Annotated in this window: 9 protein-coding genes and 1 pseudogene; 8 read left to right on the top strand and 2 right to left on the bottom strand. The window is 42.1% G+C overall.

What is annotated here, in order from left to right; genetic code table 11:
• Window positions 1–761 precede the first annotated feature (761 nt).
• From PN457_RS16105 to PN457_RS16080, 6 genes are all read left to right on the top strand, one after another.
• Window positions 762–1262: a DUF2231 domain-containing protein gene (locus tag PN457_RS16105; protein ID WP_271734426.1), complete on the top strand. Its 501-nt coding sequence runs from the start codon at window positions 762–764 to the stop codon at window positions 1260–1262.
• Window positions 1259–1864: a DUF2231 domain-containing protein gene (locus PN457_RS16100; protein WP_271734425.1), complete on the top strand. Its 606-nt coding sequence runs from the start codon at window positions 1259–1261 to the stop codon at window positions 1862–1864. The genes PN457_RS16105 and PN457_RS16100 overlap by 4 nt, the downstream gene beginning before the upstream one ends.
• Before the next feature lie 9 nt (window positions 1865–1873).
• Window positions 1874–2785 carry a cytochrome c oxidase subunit II gene (locus PN457_RS16095; RefSeq protein ID WP_271734424.1) on the top strand — a complete coding sequence of 304 codons (912 nt, stop codon included), beginning with the start codon at window positions 1874–1876 and terminating at the stop codon, window positions 2783–2785.
• 6 nt (window positions 2786–2791) lie between these two features.
• The gene (gene ctaD, locus PN457_RS16090) at window positions 2792–4453 is read left to right on the top strand and encodes a cytochrome c oxidase subunit I (protein WP_271734422.1); all 1662 of its coding nucleotides are present in this window, start codon (window positions 2792–2794) and stop codon (window positions 4451–4453) included.
• Window positions 4454–4496: 43 nt separating this feature from the next.
• Window positions 4497–5111: a cytochrome c oxidase subunit 3 gene (locus PN457_RS16085; protein ID WP_271734421.1), complete on the top strand. Its 615-nt coding sequence runs from the start codon at window positions 4497–4499 to the stop codon at window positions 5109–5111.
• Between the two features lie 348 nt (window positions 5112–5459).
• Window positions 5460–8738 carry an Eco57I restriction-modification methylase domain-containing protein gene (locus PN457_RS16080; RefSeq protein ID WP_271734420.1) on the top strand — a complete coding sequence of 1093 codons (3279 nt, stop codon included), beginning with the start codon at window positions 5460–5462 and terminating at the stop codon, window positions 8736–8738.
• Window positions 8739–8971: 233 nt separating this feature from the next.
• On the opposite strand, the gene PN457_RS16075 is transcribed toward PN457_RS16080, so the two are convergent.
• Window positions 8972–11176 (bottom strand): phosphoketolase family protein, encoded by a 2205-nt coding sequence (locus PN457_RS16075; protein ID WP_271734419.1) that lies wholly within the window; start codon window positions 11174–11176, stop codon window positions 8972–8974.
• Between the two features lie 106 nt (window positions 11177–11282).
• Between PN457_RS16075 and PN457_RS16070 the strand changes: the two are divergent.
• Both PN457_RS16070 and crtO read left to right on the top strand, forming a co-directional pair.
• Window positions 11283–11525, top strand: a pseudogene (locus PN457_RS16070) (zinc ribbon domain-containing protein); the annotation flags it as partial.
• Window positions 11526–11873: 348 nt separating this feature from the next.
• The gene (gene crtO / locus PN457_RS16065) at window positions 11874–13568 is read left to right on the top strand and encodes a beta-carotene ketolase CrtO (RefSeq protein ID WP_271734417.1); all 1695 of its coding nucleotides are present in this window, start codon (window positions 11874–11876) and stop codon (window positions 13566–13568) included.
• A 321-nt stretch (window positions 13569–13889) separates the two neighbouring features.
• Here the strand turns inward: crtO and PN457_RS16055 are convergent, their stop codons facing one another.
• On the bottom strand, window positions 13890–16112 hold the full coding sequence (locus PN457_RS16055; RefSeq protein ID WP_271734415.1) for a GumC family protein: 2223 nt from the start codon (window positions 16110–16112) through the stop codon (window positions 13890–13892).
• Window positions 16113–16121 lie beyond the last annotated feature (9 nt).

The following is a 16121-nucleotide window of genomic DNA, read 5'->3' as shown; positions in this document are numbered from 1 at the left end:
TTAGTAAGAAAAATAGCCCCTTAAAAGACCATTGTCCGGATAAAATCTTCCTTGTCCACTTTCCTTCCTTGTCTTCGGTGGTCTTGCCTTCACAGATCATATTAAAAACCTAACCTTGTAAGGAAGGGGGTGGGGTCAAACAATAGTTGATACACTAATCATGACTTGACAAACATCCCCTTACAAGGGGAGGGTTAGGGTGGGGTCAAACAATAGTTGATACACTAATCATGACTTGACAAACATCCTCACAGATGTGTTAAGTCATGGAAATCACAAATTAATAATTGATTAATGTATGGCTTTTTCCCCGTATTCCTATCAGATTATACATCTAAAAGTTTTCATATATGCAATATATGAAAAATAGCAAGATAATTTACATTAGAGAAATATTACGTTGCTTCAGATAAACAATTTTCCAACTTTCTCTAATTTTTTTTGACAATTAGTAAAAAAATCTTTAAGCTAAAAGATAGGTTACACAGTTCCGACAGAAAACAGCAATTTTGTTAGATAAATTAAAAATTGCTCTTGTAGATTATCGGCATGAACAAATGAACTGAACTCAATGCTTGATGATAAATAGTAACGGCATCACTTTGAGCTTCAGTAGAGACCTAGGAGTAAGATATTTTGACATTGACCGGATTTCGCTGCAAGTAGCTATACAAACTCCGGTCACGTGTTAATCATGATAGTGGTGTGAGGATTTGCAACATTGACAAGTGAGGTGCAATAGATATGTCCAGGAGAACACAATGCTTGAGTATCTGACATCTTTAAACGATCACAATTTGCCCTATCCAGATACGATGCACCCCATCATTGTCCACTTCGTAATTGCGATGGTTTTGTTTGCATTCTTCTGCGATATACTCGGTTACTTTACTGGTAGAACTCATCTGTTTGAAGTGAGTTGGTGGAATATGTTTGTGGCGACCATCGCTATCTTCGTGGCCATTATTTTCGGTCAATTTGAAGCCGGTTTAGCACAACCCTACACCCAAGCTAAATCAGTATTAAATGTACATACATTGGTTGGTTGGTCCCTATCGGGAATTATCGCATCCGTTACAGCTTGGCGGTATGTAATTCGCAGCCGCAACCCGTACAAATTGCCCATTCATTATATGCTGGCTGGGTTGTTGTTAACTGTGATTGTCGGCGTGCAAGTATATCTGGGAGATCAACTGGTGTGGGTATATGGACTGCACACAGTACCAGTTGTTGAAGCAGTCAAGGAAGGTATCTTGCCATGAACTCGGAATTAATTGATCAAATAAGCGGCCAATTCGGGGCCAATGGATTACCCTACTCGATTCCCATTCATCCTAACTTAGTCCATCTTACCTTGGGTCTGTTCATCATTGGCATTACCTTTGATCTTGTAGGTATGCTGTTCCCCTGGCAAAAATGGGTCTTCAAGTTTTTAGCCATTCCTGTCGAACCTGCCAACTTTTTTGATGTGGGGTGGTACAACATGGTCGGCTCCACTATCATTACTATTTTCACTGTAGCTGCGGGCTTTTATGAAATGCTGCTCGCAACACCATCTAGTGATGTCAAAAGTGCTTGGGGAATGCAGGCCATGGAAACCATGCTTTGGCATGGTGTGGGTGGGGTATTCTTGCTGGGGCTGATTCTAGGGATGACTGTTTGGAGAGGATGGCAGCGTTTTATTTGGAGTCAAGACCCAGCACAAGAAGTGCAGTGGAGTTATTTAGCCACTGGAATAGTAGTGATGTTGATTATGTACGTCCACGGCACACTAGGAGCGCAAATGGCGGCAGAATTTGGCATACATAATACAGCAGATAACTTGCTGAGAATGGGCGCAGACCTAAACACAATGCTCAAGTAACTAACAATTATGGACTTGCGGAAGATTTTAAATATTTTCACCGTGTTGGTGGCTGCAACCATTGTGACTATCATCAGTCTCTGGATAGGACAGCAGGCTTATAGCTGGCTTCCCCCCCAAGCAGCAGCAGAATCTCAGCTAATTGATGATTTAATTAGCTTCTTAGTCACCCTGGGTGCATTCATCTTTTTAGGTGTAACCGGGACTCTGATGTACTCGATCATTTTCCACCGGGCACAAAGATGGGACTTGAGCGATGGCCCCCACATTGAGGGTAACGTTACCTTAGAGGTGGTGTGGACAGCAATCCCCATTATGTTAGTGTTATGGATTGCTGCCTATAGCTACCAAGTCTACGAGCAAATGGGGATTCAAGGACCCATGGAACTAGTCCATTTGCATCATCCTGTAAGTATGGAATCCGCTGATGCAGCACCCCAGGAGCAAGGGGAACCGGTAGAAAACATTGATGTAGTGGCTAAACAATGGGCGTGGGTGTTCCACTATCCTGAAACAAATGTTACCAGTACCGAATTGCACTTACCAAGCGATCGCCGGGTACGTTTAGCACTAAAATCAGAAGACGTGCTACATGGCTTCTATATTCCTGCATTCCGCCTCAAGCAGGACATTGTACCCAACCACACCATTGACTTTGAATTTACACCCATCCGTGAGGGACAGTATCGGTTAACCGATTCTCAATATAGTGGTACATACTTTGCCACCATGCAGGCCAATGTAGTTGTGGAATCTCCCGAAGATTACCATCAATGGCTATCCTACGCTGCCACCCAAAAGCCCACACCAGCCCCAAATCAGGCAGCCTCTGAGTATGCCCAAGCAGCCAGTCAGCCAGTCAAAAACGGTTGGGCTAGAGTAGCACCAGCAACATCTCCTCTAGTCAATTATCCTGGGTAATGACCAATGACACATATCTCTGTTACAGACATCAGTCACCCTGGTGAGCAACCAGGTAGCTGGAAAAAATACTTCAGCTTTAGCACCGACCATAAGGTAATTGGTATACAGTACCTGGTCACCTCATTTATCTTCTTTCTCGTCGGCGGGATCTTCGCCATGGTAATTCGCGGAGAACTAATTACACCCGAATCTGACCTAGTAGACCGCACCGTTTATAACGGGATGTTCACCATGCACGGCACTGTCATGCTGTTCTTGTGGACATTTCCCTCCCTAGTAGGCTTTGCCAACTATCTAGTACCCCTAATGATTGGGGCGAGGGATATGGCATTTCCCCGACTCAACGCCGTCGCCTTTTGGATGGTACCGGTGGTAGGGACTCTCTTAATGACCAGTTTCTTAGTCCCCGGTGGTCCAGCCCAAGCCGGTTGGTGGTCTTACCCACCAGTAAGCTTGCAAAACCCCACCGGTAACTTAATTAATGGTCAAGTAGTTTGGTTACTAGCAGTAGCCATCTCCGGTGTTTCCTCCATCATGGGTGCTGTTAACTTTGTTACCACCATCGTCAAGATGCGCGCCCCGGGGATGGGCTTCTTTCGGATGCCTTTATTTGTCTGGGCAGTATTTAGCGCCCAGATTATCCAATTGTTTGGATTACCTGCACTCACAGCCGGTGCAGTGATGTTACTACTAGACCTGACCGCAGGAACTGCCTTTTTTAACCCCAGCCACGGCGGTAATCCAGTGATGTTTCAGCATTACTTCTGGTTTTACTCCCACCCGGCTGTTTACGTGATTATCTTGCCCATCTTTGGCATTTTCTCAGAAATATTCCCAGTCTACGCCCGCAAACCATTGTTTGGCTACAAAGTAGTTGCCATCTCCTCAATGTTAATTGCGGTAGTCAGTGGTATCGTCTGGGTACACCATATGTACGTCAGTGGTACACCTGGTTGGATGCGGTTAATATTCATGCTCACCACCATGTTTGTATCCGTACCCACAGGTATTAAAGTATTTGCTTGGGTAGCAACCATTTGGGGCGGTAAACTGCGGCTAGATACAGCCATGCTGTTTTCCCTGGGTGGCTTAATCATGTTTGTATTCGCCGGGATCACAGGTATTATGCTTTCCTCAGTACCTGTAGATGTACACGTCAACAATACTTACTTTGTGGTCGGTCACTTTCACTATGTCCTCTTTGGCACAGTGACCATGGGTTTATATTCCGCCATTTACCACTGGTTCCCCAAAATGACCGGCAGAATGTACTACGAAGGCTGGGGTAAATTGCACTTTTGGCTAACATTTATTGGCACTAACCTGAACTTTTTACCCATGCACCCCTTGGGTTTGCAAGGAATGTTACGCCGGGTTTCCTCCTACGCTCCAGAGTACGAATTTTGGAATATTATCGCCAGTCTGGGGGCTTTCATGCTGGGAATGTCCACCTTACCATTCATTTTCAACATGGTCATTTCCTGGATGCAAGGGGAAAAAGCACCTGATAATCCCTGGAGAGCGATCGGACTAGAGTGGATGGTTTCTTCACCCCCCCCAGTGGAAAACTTCGAGGAAATTCCCATCATTATTTCTGAACCTTACGGCTACGGCAAATTAGAACCCTTAACAGCCAACAACCCCGCATTAAAAAACGCAGACTAAATCTCCGCGTTCCTCTGGGTTTAAAAAAGGAGAATTCCCATCAATGGACAGTTCCATCAACTCAGAAGAGTTGCAATTACCTCACCATCACACAGGCGTTGAACACGAACACGACGAAGAAGGCAATAAAATGTTTGGCTTCATTGTGTTCCTCCTATCGGAAAGCGTTATCTTCCTGAGTTTCTTCGCCGGGTATATCGTCTACAAAACCACAACTCCTAACTGGTTACCAGATGGAGTTTCCGGGTTAGAAATTATAGAACCCGCCATCAATACAGTCATTCTTGTTTCCAGTAGCTTTGTGATTTACTTAGCAGAACGAGCCCTACAAAAACACGATTTAAGGGGATTTCGCATCTATCTGGCCGCCACTATGGCCATGGGTACCTACTTTTTAGTGGGACAAGGTATTGAATGGAGTAACCTCGAGTTTGGGTTCACTTCCGGGGTATTCGGTGGGATGTTCTATCTGCTGACTGGTTTTCACGGTTTGCACGTTCTCACTGGTATTCTGTTACAGTTGATTATTTTTTTCCGTTCTTTCTTACCGGGAAACTACGATTCCGGTCACTTTGGGGTCAATGCGACCTCGTTATTCTGGCACTTCGTAGATGTGATTTGGATTGTTTTGTTTATCCTTATCTATATTTGGCAATAGGTTTTTGGGGATACTGCTGTTCAGTCGGTGGTGTCCCCATTTTTTTACCTATGGGTGAATATTAAGATGGATTAAGACGCAGGTATAAAATCTCAACAACATATAAAGTATACTTAGCCACTAAGTATTTTATCAGGATTAGGTATATGTATCATCGGTTATTGAGATGGTAGATGCTAATGTATAATGTATACTTGTTTATTTATAGCCTTTTTCAGGCTCATGAAGTACACACCAATTCCCTATTCCCTCAAACTAAAAAAAATTGTACCTCACGAGCATGGGAAATGCTATATACATGAGTTTAAGGTTTTTAAAACAGCATATAGTTACTGAGAATATGGATATATGATTCAGCAAGATGATAAAGCTTTATTTCAAAAAAAGGCTCTCAAAAATGCTTTAGGTAATTTTAAGTTTCCCTCCGATTTAGAGCAACGTCACCAGACTATTCAAAAATGGGTTAAGGCTCTACAAACAGGTACACTTGACCAAATAAGTGAAGTTTCCTTACATGGTGATTTTCTCAAAGATATCTTTCAAAATGTGTTGGGTTATCGTTCAGTCATTGATGGTGGTGGTAAAGCTTGGGAAATTTACCCAGAAAAACATATCGCTGATGGTGGGGGTGCTGCTGATGCAGCTTTGGGATTTTTTACAGCCGTAGAAAACCATAAAGGTCAAGTAAAATTACAGGGTTTAGTTGTTGCGCCCATTGAATTAAAAGGAAGTAAAAATAATTTAGACCGTGCTGTATCTGGAAGGGATAAATCAGCGGTTGATCAAGGATGGCATTATGCTAATTATACACCTGATTGTCATTGGATTATTATTTCTAATTATCGAGAGTTAAGACTCTATCACATTAATAAAACTCCTGCTTATTATCAAAGGTTCTCTTTGACAGATTTAGCAGATTTCCAGGAATTTAAAATATTTTACTTTATTTTTTGTCGGCAAAATTTTCTACCCATTAAAAATGTATCTGTAATTGATAGGTTGTTAACTGCTTCTAATCAAGCACAAGAGGAAATTACAAAACAACTCTATGACGAATATCAGCAAGTTAGATTAAACATTGTTAAACATTTCCGCTTTATTTGTGATTTAAATATTCCCAACCGGGAGCAAGTTTTAATTGAGAAAGCACAAAAGACTTTAGATAGAATTTTATTTATTGCTTTTTGTGAGGATAGGGGACTATTACCAGAGAGGACAATTAGCAATGCTCATGATAGTAGAAACCCTTATACTCCTGTTCCGATTTGGGAAATTTATAAAAATGTTTTCCGCTGGGTTGACCAAGGTCATGATGATCCACCAATTCCGGGTTATAATGGGGGTTTGTTTCAACATGATTCCCTGTTAGATGAACAGTTAAATATTCCAGATTCTTTATGTACTCAACTGAAACAACTGACGCGCTTTGATTTTGATTCCGAAGTTTCTGTAGATATTCTGGGACGGATTTTTGAGCAGTCAATTACAGATTTAGAAGAGTTAAAAGCTGATATCACTCAAAAGGAATTTGATAAAAAACAAGGTCAACGGAAGAAATTAGGGGTATTTTACACCCCTGCTTATATTACGCAATATATCGTTGAAGTGGCTATTGGTGGTTATTTGCAAACGCGAGAGCATGAGTTAAGACAGCGGTTTGAGCTAGCAGCAGATACACTACAACAGCGAGAACAAGAAATTCAGTTTTGGTTAACTTACCGAGATGAGGTATTAGTAAAAACGCGAGTTATTGACCCCGCTTGTGGTTCAGGTGCGTTTTTAATTGCAGCTTTTGATTATTTAGAAAGTCAGTATCGACGAGTTAATGATAATTTACTCTTTCTGGAATATCAGGGGTTAGAAAATATCGAATTAGATAGAACTATTCTCAGTAATAACTTGTTTGGCGTTGATTTATCGCCGGAGTCGGTAGAAATTACTAAGTTATCTTTGTGGTTAAAAACTGCAACTCAGGGAAAAAGTTTAACTTATTTGGATGATAATATTAAAGTTGGTAATTCTATTGTGGGTGATTCACAACTGACAGATTTAGCTTTTAATTGGGGAGGTGAGTTTCCCCAAGTGTTTGCTGAGGGTGGTTTTGATGTCGTAATTGGGAATCCTCCTTATATCCGTCAGGAATTATTATCAGAATTTAAACCTTATTTACAAGCAAATTATCAAAGTTATAATGGAGTTGCGGATATTTATGTTTATTTCTATGAAAAAGGTTTAAATTTATTAAAGCCAGAAGGAATACTTTCTTATATTGTTACTAATAAATGGTTACGTTCTGGTTACGGTGAACCGTTGCGACGGTTCTTTTCTGAGTCGAGTGTATTTGAAGAAATTATAGATTTTGGACACGCGCCAATTTTTCAAGATGCTGATACCTTTCCCTGTATTGTGGTAGTGAGGAAACCTAAAATTGTTCAGATATCAAATGAGAATCAATCAGTTTTAGTTTGTTCTGTTCCCCGTCAGGAGATAGCTAAAATTAACCTGACTCAATATGTGCAGAATCCAGAGAACAGTTATACTATCCCTTGGTCGCGGTTTACTAGCAATGCTTGGAGTTTAGAACCCCCTGCGGTTGAGGAATTAATGGGGAAAATTCAGCGGGTAGGAGTTCCGTTAAAGGAGTTTGCTGGGGTAAAACCTTGTTATGGAATCAAGACAGGTTTTAATGAGGCGTTTTTAATAGATGAAGCGACTAAGAAGAAGTTGGTTCAAGCTGACCCGAAATCTGCAGAAATCATTCAGCCTTATTTAAGAGGCCAAGATATTAAAAGGTGGGTTCCTAAATGGGAAAATTTATGGATGATTTTCGCTCACAAAGATATAGATATAGAAGAATATCCTGTAATCAAACAACATTTAGAAATTTATAGAAATAAGTTGGAAGCTAGAGCGGGTAAACAGTTATGGTGGCAGCTGCAAGCATCACCATCATTCTACCCTCTTTTGGAACAACCTAAAATAATTTATCAGGTAATACAATTTCATCCAGCTTACAGCTATGATACACGAGCTTATTTTACAAATGATAAGGGTTTTATCATTCCCACATCTGACTTATATATTCTGGGAGTTCTCAATTCTCCTCTGATGTGGTGGTATAATTGGCGACGTTTACCACGGATGAAAGATGAGGCTTTAAACCCTGCCGGCTATTTGATAGAAACTCTACCCATTGCGTCACCTACCGCAGAAATACGTGCAGAAGTAGAAATAATAGTTACCAAGTTAATTGAAATTACTCAACTGAACGGGGAAGTTGAGCAAGATTTCCTGGAGTGGTTGCAAATAGAATTTAAAATTGAGAAGCTGGGACAAAAATTAGGAGATTTCGCTGGTTTAGAATTGGCTGAGTTTGTGGAAGAGGTGAGAAAAAGAATGCCAAAATCTAAAACAGTTGACCCTTTGGGTGTCTCCCAGTTTAAAGCGCTGCGTCAAGGATATAATGATTATGTTCCAGCAATCCAAAGTCGGAAATATGAAGCTGTAAAATTAGAATATCGACTTGCTGATTTAGTTAACCAAGCCTATGAACTGACAGCAGAGGAGATTGATTTAATGTGGAGAACAGCACCGCCCAGAATGCCTATTGCTCAATTTTCTAGGTAATATAGGAATCTTATTTGAGTTGAGAAATTATCAGTGAGGAAAGGGAACACACCGAACAGGGAACACCGAAGGATTGGGGAACACACCGAACACACAAAAAACAATAAAATCCAGTCCCCTCCCCTTACAAGGGGAGGGTTAGGGATGGGTCAAACAATAGTTGATACACTAATCATGACTTGACAAACATCCTCTAAGGGACTTGGGTATGTAGTCAAGGGTAAAAACTGAATTTAGTGGATTAATTCAATGGCGCGTTTAGTCAATTCTTCAGCAGTTAACCCGTTAAAGGCCATCAATTCCCCGGCGCTGGCGGTGGTTTCCCCACGTTTCCAGGCGAAAGTATCACGTTTGCAGTTGCTGCGTAACATGATTGGTTCAAGCATGGCCGCTGCGCCACCAGTGACACCAATTAATGCGTCACCGCTGAATAATTGGGCAAATTGAGCATCATCCATGAAACCGCCATCGGGTTCTGAGCAAGTTTCCCAAGCTGTGTCATGAGGACGATACAAACGGCGGGGGTTAATGACAGAAACAATTTTTACGCCTATACCTTCGGTTTCTAAGAAAGCGGCGGCTTCAAAGACGGGAATTAAGGTCATATCGCCAATGACTGCAAATACAACTTGTTTATCACCGGGAACTTCTTGTAATAAGATTGCGCCGTCTGCTAAACCTTGGCGAGTTTGTTCTAGGGTGGTACGAATTGGTAAGGGTGATTTACTGGCGGTGATGACGATTCCTTTATTTTTGGTGTTCAAAGCCCAGTCATAACAAACTTGAATGCTGTTAGCGTCGGGGGGAAATAGGGGGAAAATATTACCATTACGCATGAGGGAAGCAAAGTATGCTTCAATTTCTGGGCGTTGGTGTGTCCAACCGTTGCGCCCTTGCTCTAATGCACCGGCGGTAAATAAGGTGATGGTTGAGGGAGTTTGACGGCGTAATTCTGCCATGGCTTGGGTGACTGTTTGCCAAATTGGTAACCCGTTGATGGCAAAGGATTCATAGGAACACCATAGGGTTCTCGCACCCATGAGGGCTAAACCCGCAGCTAAACCTGCACAAGCATCTTCACTCAATGGTTCATAAACTTGACCGTTGGGTGCTTGGTTATATAAATCATCGGTGGTGGGGTGAATGACTTTGAGGGCTTGGTTAATGTTAGCAATTCCTGATGCTTCGTTACCGTCGGCGTTGGTGACTAGGAATTTACTATCTTGTTTACCGACGATTCCCACTAAGCGCCCCATGGCGGTGGTGGAAACTTGGGGGTCACCTGCGACTGTATATTCTTCTAGGGGTAATTTCCCTAGGTCTGGTAATGGTAATTCAAATTCTGTGACTACTGTTTTGGCTGCGGGTCCGCCACCGGCGCGTTCGGCGTTGGTTCTGACTATTTCCCAAGCTTCTGGGGGGAGGGCGCGGGTTTGCAATGCACTGATAATGTGGGGTGCGTTTAGGGTGTCTTTGGGGTAGAGGTTATGAGATTTGGAACCGCGGGCGTGAACCCCTGCGCCTTTGAGTTGTTTAATGATAAATACGGTAAGTTTGCCGTTGAGGGCGGAGTGGGCGGCTTTATCTATGCCTAAAAGTACGGTTTTGGTGAAGGCTAGGCGCTGCTCAAAGGAAAAGGCGGTACTATCAACATAGTCCCCTGGTTGGTGTTGGTCGTCAAAGTCTTTGGCATCGACTAGAATTACTTCTGCAAAACCGTTTCCTTGCCAATAGGCTTTCATTTCGGCGTTGGTTTTGAGGGAAACCATACTATGATGTTCTTGGCTGTAGCCATTCCACACCAGGACGGGTAAGAAGTTGGTGGCACTGGGATAGGCTGTGTTAAAATGTGCCATGGAACTCATAATATATGGTTCGCCTAGTCCGCCGTCACCCAGGGTGAAGGGGAATAACTTATCTGGGTGCAGCAGTGCGGCTGACATGGCAAAGTGTTGTCCTTGTCCTAGGGGTCCGGCGGGTGCGAGAATGCCGGGGATGTAGCCGGAAAGATGCCCTAAAAGTCCGTGCTTTTCCCGGAAGCGATCGCGCAGTTGCTGTACTGTATTAATCCCCATGTCTTCTAGGGAGCGGTCTAAAAACATGGCGCTATAGAATCCGGGGGCGTGGTGTCCCACTTCTGTCATGATGTTTTTATGACCTAGCATTACCAAGGCTGCGTAGGCTTCTGCTTGACTGGCAAAACCGCCCGGATGTCCGGAAGCTTTACTGGCTGTGATTTGTAGGGTTAAATAGCGCAGGGCATCGGCAGCTAGTAAGGTTTGATATACCGCTGCGGGATCTGTGGGATCGGCGATCGCCTTTTTTCCTGGTTCTATTGCAGCTATTTTACCATAAGTTGCAAAATTTGGCAAGGCCTCACCAAAATATTGGATTCCTTCACAAAAATTTGGCAGGGCGGAAGATGCTGTGGATGTCATACTGAGTACCTTATAAAAACTGGGCAAGCTGTAGATGCTTAATGAACTTAACAGAAATTTTACCTTAAACAGCAAGAAGGCTCACACCTACCCGATAGGGAGGTAAGGTTATGATTCATTGGGTGTAAGGCTTGTAGATTGTCCCCACTGCCAAAAACAGCATGATAGAGATATTAATGCGGCGATAAATATTAGAAATGAAGGATTGCGACTTTTAGAGTTAGGAACTAGCTCTTGTGCCCTTGGAGGGGATGTAAGACCAAAGTCTTCGGGACGTAAAAAATCTACGAAGGCTGAGGCGGTATCCGATGAATTGGGAAGCCTATACTGTACCGCCAGGTCAGTGTAGGTAGTTCACATCTTTGAGGTGGTGAGGATTTATTGCTTTTTCACAAGGTGAGGATAAGAACTTTAAATCCTTCGTATTTCAACCATTATTATGGTATGACAACAAGGGCGATCGGTCGATCGCCAAAGACGCCAAAGATAATTAATTATTAATACCAGCTATTTGTATATAACTTACTGTAGATATATTGTTGAATATCCAGAGTTTAAATTAAGGGGTATAGATAACCACACCAGGGTAAAACTACATGACATATAACCACAGGTGTAGAATACAATTATCAACAAAATTCTTTCTAACCCAAATTATAATAATAATAATTTATCACCATATTATCCAAGCACAAATATGCAAGAGTATGATGTTATTATCATTGGCGCAGGACATAACGGACTAGTATGTGCAGCGTATTTGCTCAAAGCTGGTTATAGTGTTCTGCTGCTAGAAAAGCGTTCAGTTCCAGGTGGTGCAGCCACAACGGAGGAATGCTTACCCCAAGAAGCCCCGGGATTTAAATTTAACTTGTGTGCAATTGATCACGAATTTATTCATTTAGGCCCAGTTGTCGAAGAATTAGAACTAGAAAAATATGGTTTACAATACTTAGATTGTGACCCAGTGGTTTTTTGTCCCCATCCTGATGGTAAGTATTTTTTAGCTCACAAATCAGTAGAAAAGACCTGTGCAGAAATCGCCCGTTATAATGAACGGGACGCTAAAAAATACGCAGAATTTACAGACTACTGGCAAAGGGTCATCAGTGCCATGGGTCCGATGTTTAACGCCCCACCCAAATCATTTATAGATATTTTTGGTAATTATAACATCCAAAAATTCAAAGATTTATTTTCCGTCATCGGTTCACCATCCAAAAGCTTGGATTTTGTTCGTACCATGTTGAATAGTGCTGAGGATATTCTAGAAGAATGGTTTGATGAAGAATTCTTAAAAGCCCCACTGTCTCGACTCGCTTCCGAACTCGGTGCGCCCCCTTCACAAAAAAACCTAGCCATTGGTGTGATGATGATGGCTATGCGTCATCATCCCGGTATGACTAGACCCCGCGGTGGAACTGGGGCCTTAGTCCAGGCATTAGTTAAATTAGTTACTAGCAAAGGTGGTAAGATTTTAACAGAGCAGCAGGTAGAGAAAGTATTAATTGACAATGGTAAGGCTGTGGGTGTCCGAGTTGGGGGAGGTCAAGAATATCGGGCTAAATATGGCATTATCTCTAACATTGATGCTAAACGTCTATTTTTACAACTTATTGACACTGATGAGGTAGATGATGCTGACCCGGATTTACGACCAAGATTAGAACGCCGGATTATTAATAATAACGAAACCATCCTGAAAATCGACTTGGCGTTAGATGAACCTCTGCATTTTCCCTACCATGACCACAAAGATGATTATCTGATTGGGTCGATCTTAATTGCAGATTCCATGGCTCATGTTGAACAAGCCCACAGTAAATGTACCTTGGGGGAAATTCCCGATACCAACCCCTCTATGTATGTGGTCATGCCTAGCGCCCTTGATCCTACATTAGCACCACCAGGTAAACATACTTTATGGATTGAGTTTTTTGCTCCCTACCAGATAGCAGGTGCGCAAGGTACGGGTTTAAAAGGTACAGGTTGGACAGATGAACTCAAAAACCAAGTTGCAGACAGAGTAATTGATAAGTTGGCTAACTACGCGCCAAATGTAAAAGCAGCAACTATCGCCCGTCGGGTGGAGAGTCCCGCGGAATTGGGAGAAAGATTAGGAGCTTATAAGGGAAATTATTATCATATTGATATGACCTTAGATCAGATGGTGTTTTTCCGTCCTTTACCAGAATTAGCAAACTATAAAACACCAATTGAAAATCTATTTTTAACTGGTGCGGGAACTCATCCAGGTGGGTCAATTTCGGGAATGCCAGGACGTAATTGTGCCCGGGTATTTTTGCAAGCCAAGCATCCTTTGGCTCAAGGTTTCAGGGATGCTAGGGATTCATTGAAATCAACTGTTGCTTCAGTATTTGGCATTGGTTAATCGAATGGGAAGATGTACAAGGTCGCCTATGCTGTAATTGGTAATTTTTATGGTGCAAGATATTATTTTCTGTTTAAAAGAAGCTGCTGTGTATTATATATGGAAAAAATATTCCACACCGCAAAATACTGCGGAATGTTTCGTCAATCCTCCCTGTGGCTGTGCAAATCCTGGGAAAGAACTAAAGTGTGAAGACTGTATATATTTAGAATCGTGTTTATCTCATATCAAACTGGGTCATAAACCAACTCCATAATCTGGTAAAGCTACCATGGGGTATGAAAAGCTAGGTTTCCCATGGATAGCACCGGGAGGGGAGGCTTATTTATCGTCAGGTTGGTAGTAATAATAGTTGTAGTAATTGTCTGAATGACGCTGCTGTCCATTGGCAACTACACCTAACACATTAATCGGCGAATTTTTCAGATCAGTTAAAGCCCGCTCAAACACAGAACGATCTGTTTTATCCATCCTGGCGATCATCACCACACCGTCGGTTTGGGGAGCTATGTAATTAGTATCAGCTAGCCCCACAATGGGAGGAGCATCATAAATCACTAAATCAAAGGTATATTGAAACTGTGTCATCAGTTTTTTCATTTTCCCTGATGAGAGTAACTTAGGTGCATCCGGGGGAATAGGTCCAGAAGTAATGATAGATAATTCATTCATAGCAGGTAGTGGTGTGACTACATTTTCTATGGACATATCCGTGGTAATTAAACTACTCAACCCCCAGAGATTACTTAAATTTGCCAAGGTATGAATACTAGGGCGGCGCAAATCTGCATCTACCAGTAATACTTTTTTCCCCATAGATACAGCTATTTGAGCCAGATAAAAGGCAACTGTACTTTTACCGTCACCTTGCATAGAGGAGCTGATGGTAATAGAACTGATGGGACCATCAGAGCTTAATAATTGTATATTTGTGTAGAGCAGCCTGATGGCTTCGATAAAATGGTTAGCGTAATTGCTATAGCGTCGTTTGGCTACGGTGCTTCTCTGAGTATTTGTTTCCATCAGCCCATCCGAGAATTGCATCAAAGCATCTTTGAGTTTGAGGGTTGAAGATTTACCCAGCTGCATCTCTTGGTTCAAGGGAATATTCCCTAATACAGGAACTTTGATTCTTTCTTTGAGGCTCAAAGCATTGTGATAAGTATGATCTAGCTTTTCCAAGAGTAAAGCTGCACCAATCCCTAGGGAGATACTCGCGGCAATTCCCAGAATAATATCCCGGATAATAGTTGAAGAGGCTATGGGACTTGTGGGTAGGTTAGGTAAATGAATTAATTGCCAACCTTGTTCCGTCTGAGAGGTTTGAATGAGCAAATCTTCCCGGGCGGATAAAAAACGATTCAGACTTTCATTAGCAATATCTAAACGGCGTTGTATTTCTGTATATTCTCGGATGAGGGTGGGTAATTCCTGACGTTCTAGTTCTAAAATTCGGCGATTTTTTTCCAGTTCTTGTTGATTAAGTTCTAAGGATTTGAGTAATTTATCTGCTTCTGCTCGCCTGGTTTGGATATATAGTTGTGATTCTCGCTCGATTAATGGTTTGAGTTTGTCCTGTTTTTCCTTGAGTGTAATTAGGGTGGGGTTTTCATCTTGAAAAACAGCTGATTGTGTGGCAATTTGAATCTCTAATTGGCGCAATTCTTGATTTAATGTCCGATATACAGGATAGTTATCCAGCACAGACCTGACACCATCTTCAGTTTGTAAGAAATTCCAATCAGCACGAGCTTGGGCTAGCTGTAGTTCCAGTTGTTCGAGTTGTTGAGTTAAATCTGTGGTTTGCTCTCCAATTTCACCAGCTAGGACATCTGGACCGAGAAAATTATACTTACGTCGGAACACTTCCAATTCTTCCTGAACCCGGTTGACGCGTTTCTGTATATTGGGTAGTTCTTCATCTAGGTATTTTAAACCTTGACTGAGGGTAATTCGCCGTTGTCCTTGACTGTAGCCTAAATAATCTGCGGCGATTTTCTCTAATACATCCTTCACTTCCACTGGGTCTTGGCTACGATAATTGACCTGGATAATTTTGGTTTGACCTACACGAGAAATCCTCAGTCCTCGACTCAGATATCCATAGTTGATGTTTGGATAATTAGCTTGTAACTGTTTAATGCTGTTTTGCAGAACTTGAGGACTCAAGAGCACTAGAATTTGAGTTTCGTAATCGAAACGACTTGAACTTATTGGGTTACTTGTTGGGTTGATGTTACCGCCTAAGTTTAACACCTCACTCCCATTATCAACGGGTTCAACCAGCATCTGAAAACTGCTTTCATATTCTGGGGTTTTGGGATTTAAGTAAATATTTAGACCTACACCTGTGAGCACAGCTGTGGCTACTCCCACAACAACTACAACTCGACGCCGTAACAAACTTAACAATTCTTTATAATTCCAATCCTCCCCTTGCTGCTGATTTTCCAGAATGGGGGAATAGGGAAAAAATGGTGTGATGGAGTTTCTCGTCTGTTCGGGATTTACGGGTTTGTCAGTTTGGTTGTGAATGATAGACATATTTAATAC

The organism is Anabaenopsis arnoldii, assembly GCF_028331025.1.
Lineage (GTDB): Bacteria > Cyanobacteriota > Cyanobacteriia > Cyanobacteriales > Nostocaceae > Anabaenopsis > Anabaenopsis arnoldii.
This window is presented reverse-complemented; position numbering and strand designations above follow the sequence as displayed.